At 61.2% G+C, this 17201-nt stretch carries 22 protein-coding genes and 1 pseudogene; 3 read left to right on the top strand and 20 right to left on the bottom strand.

Going from position 1 to position 17201, the window contains the following annotated elements:
- Positions 1–84: 84 nt before the first annotated feature.
- Positions 85–315 (bottom strand): annotated as a pseudogene (locus ACVRRC_RS21365) (Y-family DNA polymerase); the annotation flags it as partial.
- Positions 303–728 (bottom strand): LexA family protein, encoded by a 426-nt coding sequence (locus ACVRRC_RS21360; RefSeq protein WP_279647579.1) that lies wholly within the window; start codon positions 726–728, stop codon positions 303–305. The pseudogene ACVRRC_RS21365 and the gene ACVRRC_RS21360, both read right to left, overlap by 13 nt.
- A 100-nt stretch (positions 729–828) precedes the next feature.
- Here ACVRRC_RS21360 and ACVRRC_RS21355 point away from each other — a divergent pair, with 100 nt between their 5' ends.
- Positions 829–1539 carry an SOS response-associated peptidase family protein gene (locus ACVRRC_RS21355; RefSeq protein ID WP_472997523.1) on the top strand — a complete coding sequence of 237 codons (711 nt, stop codon included), beginning with the start codon at positions 829–831 and terminating at the stop codon, positions 1537–1539.
- A gap of 66 nt (positions 1540–1605) precedes the next feature.
- A complete protein-coding gene (locus tag ACVRRC_RS21350) occupies positions 1606–2019 on the top strand; it encodes a hypothetical protein (RefSeq protein ID WP_279639950.1) in 414 nt (137 codons plus the stop codon).
- A 10-nt stretch (positions 2020–2029) separates the two neighbouring features.
- Here the strand turns inward: ACVRRC_RS21350 and ACVRRC_RS21345 are convergent, their stop codons facing one another.
- The 3 genes from ACVRRC_RS21345 to ACVRRC_RS21335 all read right to left on the bottom strand — a co-directional run bounded on the left by ACVRRC_RS21345 (position 2030) and on the right by ACVRRC_RS21335 (position 3966).
- Positions 2030–2824, bottom strand: a complete 795-nt coding sequence (locus ACVRRC_RS21345; RefSeq protein ID WP_472997522.1) for a DNA adenine methylase — start codon at positions 2822–2824, stop codon at positions 2030–2032.
- Positions 2825–2998: 174 nt separating this feature from the next.
- Positions 2999–3484 (bottom strand): DUF2514 family protein, encoded by a 486-nt coding sequence (locus tag ACVRRC_RS21340; protein WP_472997521.1) that lies wholly within the window; start codon positions 3482–3484, stop codon positions 2999–3001.
- On the bottom strand, positions 3481–3966 hold the full coding sequence (locus ACVRRC_RS21335; RefSeq protein WP_472997520.1) for a TIGR02594 family protein: 486 nt from the start codon (positions 3964–3966) through the stop codon (positions 3481–3483). The genes ACVRRC_RS21340 and ACVRRC_RS21335 overlap by 4 nt, the downstream gene beginning before the upstream one ends.
- Before the next feature lie 50 nt (positions 3967–4016).
- Here ACVRRC_RS21335 and ACVRRC_RS21330 point away from each other — a divergent pair, with 50 nt between their 5' ends.
- Entirely contained in the window at positions 4017–4205 is a 189-nt protein-coding gene (locus ACVRRC_RS21330; protein ID WP_045158278.1) for a hypothetical protein, read from the top strand.
- Positions 4206–4225: 20 nt separating this feature from the next.
- On the opposite strand, the gene ACVRRC_RS21325 is transcribed toward ACVRRC_RS21330, so the two are convergent.
- The 15 genes from ACVRRC_RS21325 to ACVRRC_RS21255 form a co-directional block, all read right to left on the bottom strand.
- The gene (locus tag ACVRRC_RS21325; RefSeq protein ID WP_285362285.1) at positions 4226–4402 is read right to left on the bottom strand and encodes a hypothetical protein; all 177 of its coding nucleotides are present in this window, start codon (positions 4400–4402) and stop codon (positions 4226–4228) included.
- A 141-nt stretch (positions 4403–4543) separates the two neighbouring features.
- On the bottom strand, positions 4544–4855 hold the full coding sequence (locus tag ACVRRC_RS21320; protein WP_472997519.1) for a hypothetical protein: 312 nt from the start codon (positions 4853–4855) through the stop codon (positions 4544–4546).
- 5 nt (positions 4856–4860) lie between these two features.
- Positions 4861–5280 (bottom strand): hypothetical protein, encoded by a 420-nt coding sequence (locus tag ACVRRC_RS21315; RefSeq protein ID WP_472997518.1) that lies wholly within the window; start codon positions 5278–5280, stop codon positions 4861–4863.
- Positions 5281–5282: 2 nt separating this feature from the next.
- A complete protein-coding gene (locus ACVRRC_RS21310) occupies positions 5283–6812 on the bottom strand; it encodes a hypothetical protein (RefSeq protein WP_472997517.1) in 1530 nt (509 codons plus the stop codon).
- Complete coding sequence (locus ACVRRC_RS21305; RefSeq protein ID WP_472997516.1) at positions 6812–7273, bottom strand: hypothetical protein; 462 nt, start codon at positions 7271–7273, stop codon at positions 6812–6814. The genes ACVRRC_RS21310 and ACVRRC_RS21305 overlap by 1 nt, the downstream gene beginning before the upstream one ends.
- A 2-nt stretch (positions 7274–7275) precedes the next feature.
- Positions 7276–9000: a hypothetical protein gene (locus ACVRRC_RS21300; protein ID WP_472997514.1), complete on the bottom strand. Its 1725-nt coding sequence runs from the start codon at positions 8998–9000 to the stop codon at positions 7276–7278.
- A complete protein-coding gene (locus tag ACVRRC_RS21295; RefSeq protein ID WP_472997513.1) occupies positions 9001–9513 on the bottom strand; it encodes a hypothetical protein in 513 nt (170 codons plus the stop codon).
- Positions 9514–9557: 44 nt separating this feature from the next.
- Positions 9558–12365 carry a tape measure protein gene (locus ACVRRC_RS21290; protein WP_472997512.1) on the bottom strand — a complete coding sequence of 936 codons (2808 nt, stop codon included), beginning with the start codon at positions 12363–12365 and terminating at the stop codon, positions 9558–9560.
- Between the two features lie 101 nt (positions 12366–12466).
- Positions 12467–12748, bottom strand: coding sequence for a phage tail assembly protein (locus ACVRRC_RS21285; protein WP_423567474.1), 282 nt, complete (start codon positions 12746–12748; stop codon positions 12467–12469).
- Between the two features lie 584 nt (positions 12749–13332).
- Positions 13333–14076 (bottom strand): DUF4145 domain-containing protein, encoded by a 744-nt coding sequence (locus tag ACVRRC_RS21280; RefSeq protein WP_472997511.1) that lies wholly within the window; start codon positions 14074–14076, stop codon positions 13333–13335.
- A gap of 319 nt (positions 14077–14395) precedes the next feature.
- On the bottom strand, positions 14396–15190 hold the full coding sequence (locus tag ACVRRC_RS21275; protein ID WP_472997510.1) for a phage tail tube protein: 795 nt from the start codon (positions 15188–15190) through the stop codon (positions 14396–14398).
- Between the two features lie 3 nt (positions 15191–15193).
- A complete protein-coding gene (locus tag ACVRRC_RS21270; RefSeq protein ID WP_279647558.1) occupies positions 15194–15394 on the bottom strand; it encodes a DUF7210 family protein in 201 nt (66 codons plus the stop codon).
- Between the two features lie 5 nt (positions 15395–15399).
- The gene (locus tag ACVRRC_RS21265) at positions 15400–15861 is read right to left on the bottom strand and encodes a hypothetical protein (protein WP_279647557.1); all 462 of its coding nucleotides are present in this window, start codon (positions 15859–15861) and stop codon (positions 15400–15402) included.
- Positions 15858–16178, bottom strand: a complete 321-nt coding sequence (locus ACVRRC_RS21260) for a hypothetical protein (RefSeq protein ID WP_279647556.1) — start codon at positions 16176–16178, stop codon at positions 15858–15860. Before ACVRRC_RS21260 ends, ACVRRC_RS21265 begins: the two co-directional genes overlap by 4 nt.
- A 2-nt stretch (positions 16179–16180) precedes the next feature.
- Positions 16181–17179, bottom strand: a complete 999-nt coding sequence (locus ACVRRC_RS21255) for a major capsid protein (protein WP_472997508.1) — start codon at positions 17177–17179, stop codon at positions 16181–16183.
- Between the last annotated feature and the right edge of the window lie 22 nt (positions 17180–17201).

Raw genomic sequence — 17201 nt, 5'->3', positions numbered from 1 at the left:
TGCTTGTGCAATGGGGTGGTGGTCATGGGCGCCCCCTGAGCGTCAACGGATTCAGCCTAGCTCAAAAGCATTCCACCTAACTTAATAGAGCTCGTAGTTACTGGAGAAACAGACCACACCCCACTCGCGCATCTGGTCGCGCCACTGGAAATACGGGGCGCCCATGGGGATGCCCAAGCGCTTGGCCTCGCGGGTGCGGGCGATCACACAGCCGTCGTTGTTGCTCAGCACTACCACCGGCACGCCGTCGAGCCATGGCCGGTAGACACGCTCGCAACTGCAGTAGAACGAGTTGCAGTCGATCAGCGCGAACATAGCTGGTGCAGATTGTGAGTGGCCACGCCCCATACGTGCAGGGACTCAGTGACGCGGAACGATCGGTAATCCGGGTTTTCTGGCTGCAGCCACACCCCATCCGGCGACACCTGCAACCGTTTGACCGTCATGCCGCCGTCGACGTAGGCGACGACGATCTGCCCGGAGCGCGCCTCCAGCGCCCGGTTCACCACAAGCACATCGCCGTCGTAGATGCCGGCGCCGACCATGCTGGGGCCCTCTACCCTTACCAGGTAGACGTGTGGCGTACGCAAGTCGACCAGCTCATCGATGGAGAGCGTGACCTCCTCGTAGTCCGCCGCTGGCGAAGGGAAGCCTGCCGGCACGCGGCTGTCGACGTACTGGAGGAACGTGGAAGACGGGCCGAGCTGGCCGAGAATCGTGGCGCGCATGATACTACTCTGCGATTACTGTATATGCGTACAGTAAACCGCGAGCACATCATGCGGTCAATGAAGAGAGGCAGCCATCCGATAGCAGGCTGGAGGGGATATGTGCGGTCGATTCACGCAGTACCGAACAGCGGTCGAGTACCTGGATGCGCTGCGCTACGACAAACCCATAGAGGGTGGCATCGATCCAGAGCCGATCAACCGCTACAACGTCGCTCCGCGTTCGCGAGTGATGATCTTCTACGAGACAGACACGGGCCTGCGCATGGCCAAGCTGCCTTGGGGCTATCAACCGTTCTGGGCTGTCGGTAAACGCCCGCCCGCGATCAATGCACGCGTCGAGACGGCAGCGACAAGCCGGTTTTTTCGGGACATCTGGGCCACCGGCCGAACGCTGGTTGCTGCAGATGGCTGGTACGAATGGGTGAAAGACCCGGCGGCCCCGAAAAAGAAGCAGCCCTATTACATTCGCCGCAAGGATGGCGAGCCACTATGGTTCGCTGCGCTCGCCAAGCTGGACCGTACCGATCTGACCGAACGTGACGGCGATGGCTTCGTGATCATCACCGCCAACAGCGACCAGGGCATGGTGGACATCCACGATCGCCGTCCGGTCGTGCTCGAGGCAGACTTGGCCCGGGAGTGGATCGAACCGGACCTGTCTCTGGAGCGCGCCGAGGATATCGTGCGCGACCTAGGGCTGCCGGTTGAGGCGTTCGAGTGGTTTGCCGTTGATCGAGCCGTGGGGAACGTACGCAATGAGGGGCCAGAGCTTATCGTTTCGACTGGCACCGAGGACAGCGAAACGTAATCACGGCAGTAGCGCAATGCCACTGCAGCTGATCAAATGCTCACGTACTAGCTTTAAGGAGTCGCCATGGCTGGCGAGGTTGGGTTTTGTGAGTGGCACGCGTGGTCGGAGCGAACCGAGCTGCCCGGGAAGAATCTGCCGGGCGTATATTTCATTGCCCGAAGCAAGAAGAAGCCCGACAACCACCGGGTGAACAATGATTTCATCATTTACATCGGCGAGACGACGGGGCAGACGCTTGCCGACCGGCTGCGGCAGTTCAACACATCCGCATTCAGCGAACGCGCTGGGCACTCAGGAGGGAATACCTTTCGGCTAACACTCCTCGAAACCACCCCGCTGGAGTATCTATGGGTGTCGACCTGCCCGGTCGATATGGGCGAGCCGTACACCACCGCCTACATCAAGCATCTCGAACGGAAGCTGCTATGGGAGTTCGTCTGCACCTGGGGCCGGTATCCGGACTGCAATCGCGCTTGACTCCTTGTGATTAGAAGAGCCCCCCGAGCGCTGCCGGCGTCCAGTTCAGAATAACCAGCTCGCCCGCTAAATCCGCCTTGCCGTTTCGTTGATTCGCAACGCTATAGCGGATATCGAGCTGCTCGAAATGGAACCCATGGAACGCTCGGCGAATGTCGGGATGGTCGTTGATGCTAACCATCACCTTGCCTTTGCATCGACGCATAAAGTCGGCCATGCGCTCGTACTCCTCGAAAGGAAAAGCAACACCGTAGCCCTCGGTCTGCCAATACGGCGGGTCCATATAATGGAACGTGTGAGGTCGGTCGTAACGCTCGGCACAGTCGAGCCATGGCAGGTGCTCGACAAAGACGCCCGCGAGACGCTGCCAAGCAGCGGACAGGTTCTCCTCAATCCGCAGCAGGTTGATAGGCGTGCCAGTCGTAGCGGTGCCGAAAGTCTGCCCGGTCACCTTGCCCCCGAATGCATGATGCTGGAGGTAGAAGAATCGGGCCGCTCGCTGGATATCTGTGAGCGTCTCCGGCCGGGTCATCTTCTGCCACTCAAAGATCTGGCGGGAGCTGAGCGCCCATTTGAACTGACGGACGAACTCCTCCAGATGGTTCTGCACGACGCGGTATAGGCACACCAGGTCGCCGTTCACATCGTTGAGCACTTCAGTCTGCGCGGGCATCGGGCGCATGAAAAAGAGCGCAGCGCCACCCGCGAAAACCTCCACGTAGCAATCGTGCGGCGGAAACAGTGGGATCAAACGATCAGCCAGGCGGCGTTTGCCACCCATCCAGGGAACGATTGGATTAGTCATAAATAGCAAGCCTTTACTGTATAAATAAACAGGTGTTAGCCTTGCCGCGCTTCGTGCACGAGGCGGGGGCCTAGGCTGGGCTTGCAGGGATCGTCTGCGGTCTGGCGGCTGCTGGGGTGTTGGCGCACCCTGAGCAGCCGCCCTCATTTTTCGCCGATTAGTACAGCGAGGCTTTCAACGTGCCGGGAGCCGGCTCGCTGCTCTTACTCCGTCATAAACCCGCTCGCAGGTGAGCCCTGCGCTACGGGCGCGGCTAGCCGCTTCCGCCATTGCTCGGCCTTCTGATTCCAGTTCTCCAAGCACGTCGGCAAACACTGCGGCGGCGTCTGCCCTTGCCTGGCGCTCGCCGGCAGTTCCGGCATTGCAGTTAGCGAGCTGAGTGGCGAGTCGACTGGCTTCGACCCGCAGCCCTGCAGCAGTAACGCCGGCGCGATCAGCAGCGCGGCGCAAACCCTCAAGTTCTTCATGGCCCTTGTGCCCCTCTGTATCGGCGATCAACTGCTGCTTGCGCTCGATCACTCGAACGACCTTAACCGTCTCCACCTGCTGCTGAGCGATACCCTCCCCCAGCCTCCAACCGTTCACCTTCCAGCCAGCCGTGAAGCACAGCGCGGCCAGCAGCCCGTAGATGGTCGAGCGCTCAACCAGCGAGGCGATCACGACTCACGCTCCGAACGCTCGGCATTGAACAGGGATAAGGGCTCAGCGATTACAGGCACACCTGCAGGCCAGCGATAGCCAGTTACGCGCGCAACTGGGAATGCCTTGATGTTCACGGCGTCCGACTGGTTACCGCCGAGAATCAGTAGATTGCCGACCTTATCGCGACCAACTGCAAAGCCGACATGGCCACGGCCATGGCGAGTAAACACCACGATGCAGCCCGACACCGGAAGCGCCAGGTGTTGTCCCCAGTCGAGATACGAACGGGCACTTTCGAATCGACTGGAACGGATTCCGACACGCTCAAGCATCGCTCCGACGAACGCTGCACACCATGGCGTCTCGTCGTCCCTGATGCCTCCGCGCTTGATGTCCCGCCACATCTGCACTATCTCAGGGTTATGATCAAGGCCATGCACCTCGTGCAGGCCGATCAGCTTGCGGGCCTCGATCACCCACTTGGGTTCGTTGCTCTGCATCTTTCCTCCAGGCACAAAAAAGCCCGCACGTGGCGGGCCGAGGGGTTTCAATGGTCAAAGCGAGTGTTCAGGCTTTCGCGGCCGGCTGGGCAGCGCAGGCGATACGTGATGCCGTGCCCACAGAAATCGACTTTGCTGAAGCAGAGATCAGGCCAGCTGACCGTTTGGCCGCCATGCGAGAATTGGAAAGGTTGGCCAATCAGCTATTGGCTGAAGCCCTGCGCCTTGAAGCGCTTTAGCTCACCGCAGGCGCACGGGGTTACAGGGAAAGCAGCTCTGAGACCTGCGGCATCGAACACACAGCCGACTCGATCATCGCCGGCAAATCCTCCGTAATATGGTCGTACGCCTGATTGATGCCGATATAGAAGCCTGCCATCGAACACGACGTGCCGAAGGCGACCACCGTGAGGATGCGTTTGATAGACGCGCGCATTGCAATTCCCTTTGCAAATGGATGAAGCGACGATCCTGCCGGATTTTTGGCCAATGACTGGCGCGCTCGATCACACATCCACACCCCGGATATGACTGATTCAGGGCAGCTACCGTGTCGGATGGATAAACTTGCAGTCAACTACGTCGGCGTCGCCGCCAGCAGGTGCCAGGACCACACCCCGTTAATGACTCGCGACACATGTATGTCGCCGTTTGGCGACATAACGAACATTGGCCCGGCTGGAGTCATGTAGTTGATATCGTCTACCGTCTCCGCCACCTCTACGGCCATCATTTGCTGCCAGCGCCCACCTGATCCCGAATCGTTTACGCGGAGATAGAAGTCGCCGGTATCGAGATCGGTGTAGTGGCTACCAATCGCTGCGGCGGAGCCGATGCCGGTCACTTCTGGCGAGCCATTCCCTGAATATGTGTGTTGCGTAATAGCCATTGCATTCATTCTCCTACCAGGTTGTACCCGGACTCATCGACCAACTCATTTCCCAACTCGTCGACCAAGGCGCCATCCACGCCCTGGCCCTGTTCGAGCTCTTCAACACGCGCGGCGAGGTCGGAAAGCAGCTGCTGCAAGATGGGAACCTGTCGCGCTTGTTGCATGAGGTACATCGCCTGCTCCGCCGTGATGTCGTTATAGATGACACTGCCAAGTGACCAGAGCTGGTCCGCTGTGCCTTCTCGCGCCCTCACTAGGGTGGCGACGCCATTCGCGACGGTTGCGTCGACGATCTCCCACTCGGTGCCGGCCGGGTCAGCCAGCGTCAGCCGGTACTCGCCATCAGGCAGATCGAGCGGGCACGACGTAGCGCCCTGCGCCAGGGTGATCTCCCGGAGCCAGTTATTTACGTAGGTCTGCATGGTCAGCACCAGGTGACTGGGTATGGATAGTTGCGGCGTATTTCGCCAGTAAGTGGGTCGGCTGAGCCGTAGAGGGTTCCCCCGCTCGCCGGAGAGTAAACGCCACCGTCGACATTGCCTCTGCAGCAGGCGTTGCCGTAGAAGTAGGCCGCCCGCGTTTCAACGAGGACATCTGAAACGCGGCGCGTATAGATCACCTCAACGCGCAGGCATTTGAGCTGCATGGAGTAGCTGTAAACGCCGACATTGATCTGCAGGCGAATCTGCGTTCCCGATGGCGCAGATCGGTCTTGAAGCGGAAACGAACCGTAGCTGCCGCCGCCGACCTGCTCCCAGTCACCCGGGAAGGCCGCGATAACGTTTGTCCCATCCAGCCTCACTGAAAAACTGCGATCGCTGGTGTTGGTCGAGTCAGAGCCGCCGGTCCCGGAAAACGACCCGGCCCCGGATGTCCAGGTTCTGTTCTGGGTGCTCTCGCTGGCCGCCTTTATCTCGAACCTCGACACGCTTGCGCCGTCCTGGATAAGCGCGACGCTGCTCGTCGACTCGAAGTTGTTGGCCTCATTGAGGAAGGATGAAACCTGTGCGCCATCGTTCGTCACGATCTGGCTGGTGACGCCCCATGAAGCGGTACGCGAATAGACATCGCGATATTCGTCCTCGCTCCAGATCTGGGCAATGCGCTCACCGTCGTAGTACCCGCCAACCACACGCCGGCGAGTAGTTGACCGCTGGCCCGAGTACGGCAATTTGAAGATGTGGCCTCCCGGAAACGGTGCGCCGGTATCGGCGCGATCAATCACGATGATGCTGTAATTGCCCTCCGTGATGCCGCTGGCGAAGGCGCCGAACTCCCAATTGCCTACGTCGTAAATCGCGGTCCCGGTCTCGGATGTTGCAATGGTTTCACCTTGAGCCACGACATTCGAGCTAACGGGTTTGATGGCCGGGTAATCCCCGGTAATGACCAGCTCACGCAGCCAGCTGCCTGGACTGCAGTACAGTGCCCTCGCGCCACTCGGGACTGCGTCCGCAAACAGCGAACTATTGCCCAGTGATGGCCCGGTGATCGGATAGCTTTCGGAGCTGACGGGCGATGACCGCCGGGCGATGATCTTTGTCTTCATCACCAGGCAAACGGCCAAAGAGACGTTGATCAGGACATTCCGCGTCGGCGTATGCAGCGCATAGTTGTACGTGGGCTCTCCGGGCATAGCACCTGTTCTGATGCCATTGGTCTGGATCACTGCATATCGGCGCCAGTCACGACCCGTGGCACCCTCCTCGTCGCCGGGCAAATCGATCGCCCGAGGATCACGGAACAGAACCGCGCTCTCGGCGGTCCGGCGCGGAAAGGTCACGCCGGCCGGGAACGGATAAAGCGTCATTCCGTTATAGGTTGTCAGCTTGACCTCGTTGCCTGGGCAGGAGGTTTTCGACTGAAGTGTCGGGAACTCAACGAAGCCGTGATACCCAAGCCCAAAACGCAGAACCTGCCCGGGCATCGACTCCTCAAGCGGGGAATCGAACATCAGACTGCCCTCACCGGTAATGCGAAGTTCATCTGCACAGCAGCGCCAGTCGCATCGGTCATAAACAGCGACTTCAGCGGTAGGACTTCCATGCTCAACAAGTAGTCATTTGAATAGATCGACTGCGATTGAGCCTCGGTGTAGTACACCCGCGACTCAGGAACCTCTGACAGCGGGCTGGCAATGCCGCCTCCGGGGGCGCCACCGGCTCCAGGGCCTGGCGACGTGCCAAGGCCGCGCTGCGGCGGCAGCGAGCCAACCGGATCGATGCGAGGCAGCGGCTTGGCCTGCCGGGGCGGCTGGACGAGGGACTGAATATCGTCGGCCACGCTCTTGCCGGTGCGGCGCGCTGTCATGGCTGCACCGCTAGCCCGCCGGCTCGCCTCCATCGCAACACCACTTCCGCGGCGGCTCGCTTCCATGGCCGCACCGGAGGCGCGGCGCCGTTCCTCATTGGTCATGGTCATAGCTCCAGCAAATCGTTGGGGATGCCGATGCGATAGAACGCTTCGGCCAAGGCGGTGCGCTCGTCGCGATACTCAGCCCCGATCTCGCGCGACTCGATCAGGAATCGGCGCGGGTAGAACTCCGCTGGCATGTTGTCGTTCGTGTCGTAGTTGCCCGAGAAGCCTGGCCGGTCTTCGTCATACGGACCGATGGGGAAGCCCGTGTACGGGTCAACCTGGCGGCCGCCGAGCTGGGTGCCCAGCAGCAATTGAGCCGACGACGTAAACGGCGGAAGGCTGGTATCTGGCTGCGCAGGGACAGCCAGCGCGTCACTGACACCGCCGCCGCGCATGATCGCAATGCTCAGAGAGGTGATCGCTTCACCGCTGCCAAGATCGAACTGGTGGACGATGCGCCGGCATTTGCCGACCGCATGAACGCCCTGGTCGGCGATTTCAAGCGTATGCCACAGGTCGATGCCCATCGCCATGCTGGTCGGGACATCCCAGGGAACCGTCGTCTCCCGGTGAGCGCCGACAATCTTCGCCTGACCAATACGCAGCGCGGTTGCAATTGCATTGCTGCGCCGGACTTCGTCGGACAGGTCCTGACTACCAGTTCCGCCACCCCGGATCGGATCGCTGCCCCAGCTCTCTGCCTGATCGCGCTCGATCGACACGGTGTAGCACGCGCGCTGAACGATGCGCGTCAGCTCTGACTCGCCGGCAGCGGTGGACAGCACCAGCTTGTAGCTCTCGGTTACGCTCTGCACCCAGCGCCTGGCACCGGTGAACGAAGCCGAAAGCCAGAGGTTGTCGAAGGTGTTGACCCAGCCCTGGCCATCGCCGCACGGGTTGGCCATGGACAGCGGCAGCTTGTAGCCGCCCACGCCACCGAGCAGTTGCTGGCCGCTTCCAGAGACGGCGCTGGCGATCATGTCCGTGTCAGGCAGCTCGGTCGCCCATACCCGCCAGTTACAGAACCCGCTCTGGCCGCCGCCCGCGTTGACGTGAGTCCAGCTGTAGCCCTCGTTCAGCTGCCAGAGGCGTTGATAGCGGTAGCTGAATTCGATCTCGACGCGGTTTGTCGTCGCCTCAAGGTCGGATTGCTGCAGGTCGATCTGCTGATAGAGCGTTGTGCCCGGGCCAAACACGAAATGCGGTGCCGTGGCATACCAGCTCGTCACGCGCAGATCGCCGTAAGCGGAACAGTCCAGGCTGGCGGTGCGCGTACTCATGCGCTCGCTGGCATAGTCCCAATGGCTGCGGCCCTCGACCGGCTCGAACAGATCTTCCGACCATCGCCCGCCGGCCAGCGCATCGATAGCCGCAATCGTCATGCCCTCGACCCGCTGCTGCAGTTGGTCGGAGCATTCGCAGGTCAGGATGCGATTGACCGGGTTCCAGTCAGCACGACTGATCTGCCCGGTGAACTTGCGCGCCTCGGTCGTTTCGCCCTGGGTCGTGCTGATGTAGTCGATCGACACCGCCCGGCCCTTCCAGTCCGGAGGCACTACGGCGACGCCTGGCGCGATGAACAGATCGAAGCCAGCGATGCCCGCAGCACCCTCTTCCCGGTCGACGGTCACCTTGCCGGTGAGCTGCGCCGTGCGGTTCACGCCGCCCACCAACACGCGCAGCGCCCACACGAACGACTGTCCACGCACGACGTATTCGGGTTCTGCAGCGGCACCGGCCAGACCATTCAGCGGCACGGCGTCGAGTGGCGAGGCGTTGAGCATTTAGGCTTCTTCCCAGGGGATGGACCAGCTATGGGTGGCCGTACCTGATGACTGCGATTCCTGTGGGTCCTCGGCGAACACCGAGAACACCGGCATGTAGCAGGCCTGATACAGCGTCGCGCCCGGCACTGGGGGCACGGTGACCACGCCATCCGCGAACGAGCACGGCACCCGTACCCAATCCCGCCCACCGATCAGCGCCTGCGCCCAGGGCGCGACGTCTGGCCGAGGCGTGCCGAGCAAGGTGAAGGTCGGGCCAGGACCAACGTGGCTCAGCGTCTTGGTGCTGCGCAGCTCCATCGGCTGGGAAAAATCCAGCCCCGCGAGTCCTGGCGGCATCCAGCCGGTACCGGAAATGCTGCCGGCCGACTTCTTCCAGTGCTGCATCTTTACGCCGGCGCCGTCACTCATGCGCAGCACGGTGCTCCCGCCAATCGGCCCGATGCTTTCCTCGGGCGCACCGGCATGCAGCACGATCGGCACGCCGCCAAGCATGATTCGTGGTGGGGACATTCAAGGCTCCAGAAACAAGAAGCCCCGCAGGTGCAGGGCTTTGGTCAGCGATGGGTGCGGCCGATCTTCCTCGCCGCGAGGCGCAGCTCGCTGGCCACCTCGCGCTCGACATACATCGTGTACGAGGCACCACCCAGGTTGAGATCGACCTGCCCGAGGTGCGGAAACTGCGGCCCAGCAGCCGCCTCCAGCAGCGCCGGGCTCGGCGCCGGAACATTCGGCGCGAAGCGCGGAACCGGCACGACGGGCCCACCGTTGGCGTAGCCGCGCAACCGCAGCTGATCCAGCGTGGCGCGAAAGCCGTTGCGACGGATTCGCTCGAGGAAGGCCAACGCCCCAGGCTCGCGCACTACCTCCTGCGGCTGCACATGCTCACCGGCGTGGACAATGCCAGCCGGCTGGTACTTGCCGCCCGGCCCGGTCCAGCCACCGCCGGAGAAGCCGGATGTGGTCGGTGAAGTGGCCGCTGATCCGCTCGTATCCGGCATCTGCAGGCGTACCGGCATCACGATCTCGGTCTGGCCGAGCTGTTGCGCCAGTGCCTGGATCTGCGACCGCACTTGCTCGATGGTCGACTCGTCGGTTTTCACCGAGACCGAAATGTCCTTCAGCTGCTTGGCCTGTTCCTCGAGCGAGGCGATCTCGCCGCGGATGGCCTGAAGCTTGGCCTCTGCGTTGGTCTGCTCAATGTCGTTCGCGGCCAGTTCGATCGCCTGCAGTTCCTTGATGAACCCTTCGAAACCGTAGGTGTTCCCACCAGCCGCGGCGAGATCCTGGAGCATCTTCAGCGCGGCTTGAGCTTGTCGCTGCGCACCAGCGACATCGCCTGCACTCAGTGCCTGCTTTGCGCCAACCTTGAGGGCCTGCGCAGCTCCGTAGGATGCCTCCCCACTGCCGCCCAAGCCAGCCAGCGCTTCCTGGTAACGCTGCTCGATCTTCAAGCGATCGTTACGGACTTTCTCAATGTCGCTGAGCGCTTTCTTCTCGTCGCTGGCCAGCTTTTTCGCAGCGGTTTCGGACGCTTTCACCTGCTCAGCCTGCAGTCGCCCCAGCTCCCCAATGTACCGGCGGTAATCGGCCAGCTTTTCAGCCTGCTGCCGGTTGGCGTCTTCGGTCGCCTGCTGCTCCAGGGCAAGCTGCTCGGCGTTCATGCCAGTCTGCTCGGTTAAAAGCAGCTCGCGCAGCGAAACCAGCGCCTGACGTTGTGCCTGCAGGTCTTCCTTCGAATACCACATGCCGGCGAGCGTCCGGTTCAGGCCAGTGCCCACAATGCTGCGGTCGATGTCTTTGATCTGCTGGTCGATGCGATCCAGTTCGGTGACAGCGCCGCTTGCATTCGCCGCGATGAAGCCGATGCGTTTGCCCAGGTCCACGAACTCGGAGCCGCCTTCGGCGGCAGTGGCGGCCAAGGTGACCAAAGCGCCCGCCAGAGCGACCAGGTTCTCCATGACGACCGGATCGGAGATTACCTGCGTGAGCCCCTCGATTGCGTTGATGAGCGGCTGTGTATCGGCCTTGCCGATCGACTCCTCCCAGGCATTGTTCAGCCTGGTTAGCGCATCGCCTACCGTTACCTGCATGCTGTCAACGGCTTCGCCGAGGCTTTCAACCTGGCCGATCAGGGCTGGCACCCACACGTCGGTAGTGAGCTCGCCATCCTTCGCCATGGCGGCCAGTTGCTCGCGCGTCTTGCCGAGCCCACGCGCCATGGCGTCCGCCAGCGCGGGCGTGTTGCGGATCATCGAGTTGAAGGCGTCGCCTCGCAGCTCGCCATCTTGCAGCGCCTGGTTCAGCTGGTTGATCACCGAAGCCGCGCGCTCCCCTTTCGCGGCGCTGGCTACCAGCCCGAGGCCGATTGCCTCGGTCAGGCCCAACGCATCTGCACTGGAGAAGCCGCGGCCACGCAGAACGGACAGCGAGCCGATGTAAAGCTCGGCATTGTTCTTCATGTCCGTGTAGGTGCGGTCGCTGATCTCACGCAAGCGCTCCATGCCCTGCGCATGTTCGGCCTGTGACTCGGACGCGAGACGAATACGGTCATCGATCTCTACCCATTGGTCGGCGGTGTTGGTGACACCGCGCAGCCCGCGAGCCAGACCGTAACCGGCGGCCAGCAGGCCGATGCCTGACAATGCACCAGCACCGCTTCGCTGCTCGGCGTTCATTTCGCGCAGCGCCTGCTGGGTCTCACGCACGCGGGCAGTCATGGTCCGCTGGGCCAACGCCAACTCTTGGGTCGTCAGATTGCCGGAGGTGCGCAGGAGCTGGTACTGGCTGCGCAAACGCTGAAGCTCGGATTGGAGCTGGCGATAACGATTGACGCCCAGGTCGGAGCGGGCCGCCTCCACATTCGCCAAGCGCTGCTCACGGGCCACCTGTGCTAGTGCTGCGGCTCGGGCGCGGATGCCAGCCACGGCCTGCTCATTGCGGCCACCCGCTGTCGCAGTCTCCAGTTCACGAGCAAGCCGCTGCTGCTCGCTGGCGAGGTTACGCGTTTCAACGCCAGCTGCTTGCAGCTCACGCCGCCGGTTAGCAAGTTCGGCCCGCGCGCTTTGCTCAACCCGCTCCAGCCGACGCAGCTCACTCACCGCGTTGCGATAGGCGGCCGACAGCTCTTTGCTCGGCTCGGCTTGTCGCGCCAGCTCACTCCCGAGGTCGCGAACCAGCTCGCGCGTCTGCCGCGACTGCTCCCCAGTTCGCTCGAGATCGTTTTCCAACTCCCGCAGCGCATTGATTCTCTTCAGCGGTTGGGCCAGGGTTCGAACGAGCTTCTGATAGTGCTTGCTGAATGCACTGATTCCCTTCGTCGCCTGTTCAACATCCGCTACCAGCCGCAGTTCTACGTCAGTCATACGTCACCCTTTCAGTGCCTGCAGGAACAGCGACCACGGATAGCCCCACACACCATGGTGGCCCAGCCGGACCAGCCGGCATGCCACATCGTCGAGCGTTTTCAGGCCGTTTTCTGCAGACTGGCCAGCTTGGCCAGCATGCGAAAAAAACTGGGGTTGGCCTCCTTGCAGCCTTCAACAAGCACATCAAGGTCGCTGGGCAGCATCTGCTCAAGCTCCTCAGCTGGTAGGCCGGTAAAAATCGGCAAGTCAGCCAGCCGCACGTCCTCGAGCAGCAGCTCGTCCAAAAGGTCACCGCCACTGTTCTGCTGCAACAGGCCACGTACCTGCCCAACGGTCAGCTCGCTACAGACGACACTGCGGCCTCCGACCTTCTTGATCACCGACTTACCTACCGCGCTCCCGCTCATATGAATCTCCAGGCAATAAAAAACCCGCCGAAGCGGGTTGAAGATGTGGGTTCGATCAGCCTCGGCCTATCTCACGCCGTGCCCGCGGCGAACCCACGGAATGACATCAGGGCTGAGGCATGACGGGCAAACGTTTTGCCGCGCCGAAATGCGCCAAACGCTGTAAATGATTCCCGGCACTAGGAAGCAAAGCCACAGGATCAGCTCGACCAGCATCGAGCCACGGGTATGCGAGATACCACCGCTGACCGAACCGCACCGCGGGCAATACAGATTGGCGCTGCGCTTGGCTCGACCTTCGGCTACCGCCGCCTTGGCACCTTTCAGCCCACGGGCGAGGCGCTGAGCTGCCGTCGGCGCACGGTAGGTTGCGTAGTTCGCACCACACCGGACGCAGTCAGTTGAGCTGCACTGCATTTCAGCCATTGTTGGTTCGTAGCTGCACTTTGGGCATTGCATAAGGGGTCCCTCCCGTAGCATTCGAGGGCCATCTATCAAAAGGCCGGCACACCTAGGGTTCCGTGCAGGAAGCTTGAAGTAAGTCTAATCGGCACCTATTACTTCTTATAATGTTTTTCCTGAAGTTTATTAGCCAATATCGTGACGCGCGTTGCCCGCAGATCGACAATCTCTTCCAATGCATACTCTAGAATTTCAAACGCGTCCAAGAGGTCTTTCCTCGTAACCAACGAATCGTGAGCGCCGGTATTTCCAAGCCACTTTAATGCCATGAGATGAGCACCTATGGCCTGACTGTTCAGACTGAAGTGTTCGATTCGATCATGCAGCTTCATCTGCCGCCGCTTCTGACCGTCACCAGTGATCTCTTTTGGTACGCCGATGTGGTCCATAAGTAGCTCAAGCACCACACGCAGTCTTCCAGCGCAAGCTGCCCGATGGCTCCAAAAGAGCGAGAACGCTGATTTGAGTTCCTCTTGGATATTACGTGGACATTTGGAAGGGATTTGGATGATCCAAGGCATCGGATAGCAATGCTTCGGGAGGAAATATTCATCCCACTCTAATCCGTCTTCGACATAGGTCTCGCTGATACCTCCTTTTCCAGCAATGCAAAACCGTTGTCCGCACCGGGAATTGGTGCAGTAAGCCCACGCAGTGAAAGCAAAATCGATCCAGTCGGGGTCCCATGCCTCGTCGTTCCGCCACCTGAGCGAATCAATAGTTTCCTCAAACCTGAACGTTCCATCTTCAAGATGGGTATGTCCCACTTTGCATATTGGACAACGCCACGCAGGAACAGACGTTTGTGTTATTTGCTGGTTCCAGACTTCTCGATCCATCGCAATACACTCCTCTTACGATTTAAAACATCATCCATATTTTTACGCTCATCAGAAACCTACCTCGAGCCCCTACGCTTCGGCTTTTTCACGTAAAGGTGATTCAGGCTCTTGGCTTGACCCTATTGCCTATGGTGATGCAGATGCCTTCTAGTCGTTTACGTGGGCCAGCGCCGTTAAGCGAAGCGACCATGACTATTCTGGGGCACGCCAAGGACACTCGTCATTCAGATACATCGGACGAGGGTATTGGTGGCCAGCTATTGTCTGTTCCAAACCGGCTCGTGGAAAGAAGAGCCGGTCTGCGTTTCGTCAGAAACTAAACCGTCCCCGGCAGCTCCTTCTTGATTCGGAAATACTTCGATTTGCCGATCCCTACCCTGGTCGGGTCGCTGATGACCTTGCAGGTAGACTCGGCGCCCATGAAGTCATCGACGCTGAGCCAGTCCTGCGAGCTGGCGGGGTTGAGGCGGCATTTCCAGAACCGCGCTTCGATGCGCTTCTTGGTGCCAGCAGCGTTCTCGCCTTCGAACAGCAGCTCAAGTTCCAAGCCAGAGTTGGTCAGCGCCTCAACCACATCCACCGCGGCAGACTTGTAGTCGACCGAGACGCTGTACGGGGTGCCTGGTGCCGCGGCGAGAATGGCCTGCTCCAGCGCGCCACCAGCGACCACTTCAATGCCTGAGCCGGTCATGACCCAGTCATCGAACTCTTCGAAGGTGACAGTACCAGGGGCGCCGTCCACTACGTTGGTGACGCCGTCGATCTCGAGCGGCATCTGGTCCAGCGCGATGGTACCGTCCACCGCGGCCACGTGCTGCTCGTCGGTGTGAGTGGCCGATGGCACCGTGGTGACATCGCCCCAGAGGATGCCGGCCAGCACCGGCGTGAAGAACTCGCGGAAGTTGATCGACAGGCCCACGCCAGTGATGCGGTCGACAGAGTCGTACTCGCCGCCCTGCGGGGTCGTCGTATCACCCAGAGTCAGGTTGTTGGTTTCGATGGTGGTCTGGATGGTGGAGACCAGGCCGCACTTTTGAAATGGCAAGCCGCTGCCAGAGCGGCGCATTTTGAGGTGGCCGCCAATGACGAAGGTTTCTTTTTGGACTGCCATGGATCAGGCCTCCTGAGAGCCGGCGACAATGCCGCGGGCGATGAGGGTTTCGCGCTGGGCCGGTGTGATCTTGAGCTTGTCGCCCTCGACATACGGCTTGCGCTGGTGGGTATGTGGCTTGGCCAAAGTGACCTCGACCAGCTCCGGAGCTTTTTTCGGGGTAGCCGAGCCCCCTGCCGAGGCGGCAGTAGCGTTGGTGGTCATGTGCGTTACCTTTCGATGATGGTGTGCAGGTGCACCGGAATCAGCACACTGGCGGCTCGCTCGCCTTTGCCAGGCGGAAACTGCTCGGGCGCTCCGACGGTGATGCCTTTGATGCCACGCGGCAGCCAACGAGGAAATTGACCCTCTGTCGGCATGAGCACGCACAGCAGGTCATGCTCGAGGTCGTCGAGCGCATCCTCGTAGCCGTCCAGGCCGACATCGACCGCGCCAATGACGTAGAAGCCATTGAACTTGATTAGCGCTTCCGCAGCGGCTTTCGGCGGAAGGTCTTTGCCCTTCTGCAGGCAGATGATCGGAAAGCCGATATCGTCCGACTTGAGCACCTCGTTGAACCAACCGGTGCGCACGTTGTGCCCGGCGTTGGTCGCGCAGCCATTGGCGACGGTGACCGTGCCCAGCTGCTGTACCAGAGCCTTGCGGCCGAGGGTGAGTGGGTTGCGGTTCATTTCTGCTCCATGCAGGCGGCAGTGGCCATATGGCCGTCGTCTTCGAGGATGTCCTCGATCAGATAGCGCCGCTTGCGGTAGACGAAGATGCCGCCACGCCCTACCGCGCATGGCACCGAAGCTCTGCGCCAGGTGATGCCGACTGCATCACTGCGATACAGGCCCTCCGGCCCGTTGATCTGCAGGTGGCGGTCGAGCATTAGCGGGACGTTGCGGGCGACCTGGCCGTCGGGGTGGAAGAACTCTCCTTCGCCGTCGCTCAGGGACGCCATGATCACGGCGTCCATGTCGGCGATGCAGTCACCGAAGCCGGCCATGCTCAGATCTTCAGTTCGCGCACGGACGCCGGGCGGGTGCACAGGTGCAACGGGTTGGACTGAGCCTCACCTTCGACGCCCTTGTCGAACTTCATGCGCTCCAGCTTGGCGTAGTAGGGCATGCCCTCGGTGTTGACCGTCTCCGTGTAATCGGCCGGGGCGAAGGCACTGATGAAAAGCTCCGGGACGCCGGTCGGGACCACGAAGGCGCGGTCAGCTGGGACGAAAGCATTGCCATTCAACTGCCCCTTGTAGCGCTCCCAGGTGATCCCGCCGAACTCGAACGGCACGCGGCGATCGCCCATCAAGGCAGCAGCTGCCTGCCAGCCGAGGTAGGCCTCGCGAACCTTCGGATGGCCGATCAGCTTCGCCCAGAACTGCTTACCGCAGTATGCGTGCGCCCCCGTGCTGGTGACAGCGCCCAGCGCATCCTCCTGCGCGTCCAGCACCTCGACGCATTTGAGGCTGACATCGGTATCGTCGTTGCTGAGCTCCATGCTGAATGCAGCGGGCCGCTTGATATCGAAGCGCTGGAAGATGTCGAAGAGCACGCTCGAGCCGTCAGCGTCCACAACCTTGCCCATGATTGCGCCAATGCGCTGGAACTCGTGGGTCAAGTCGAGCTGCCGGCGAGCCTTCTCGACACGGCGGGCTACGTATGCCTGCACCTGCATCAGTTCGGTGAGGCTGCCAACAGCACGGATGCCCTGGATTTCGTCCGCCAGAATCTGGAACGTCTGCGGCAGATGCACGGTATTGAATGGAATCAGCGACCGCTTATTGCCGGTCACCGCCTGACCGGGTGCGCCACGTGCAGCTGCCTTTACCAGCGCGAGGGTCATGCCGTCCTTTTCGATCTGTACGACGGTGCCGGGGACGCCCTGCTCCTCGAACAAGCCGGCGGCAGCGATCTGCCCCGGCAGGACGTGGTCTTCGTTGATGACGGTGAGCAGCGCGTCGACGCCGAACGCCTCGTCCTGAAAAATGGTGATTTCGGCCATGTTGGGCTCCTAAAAATGCCGA

This window comes from Stutzerimonas sp. LR2 (assembly GCF_055755175.1).
Note: the sequence above shows the minus strand (reverse complement) of the source record. Positions and strands in the feature narration are given on the sequence as shown.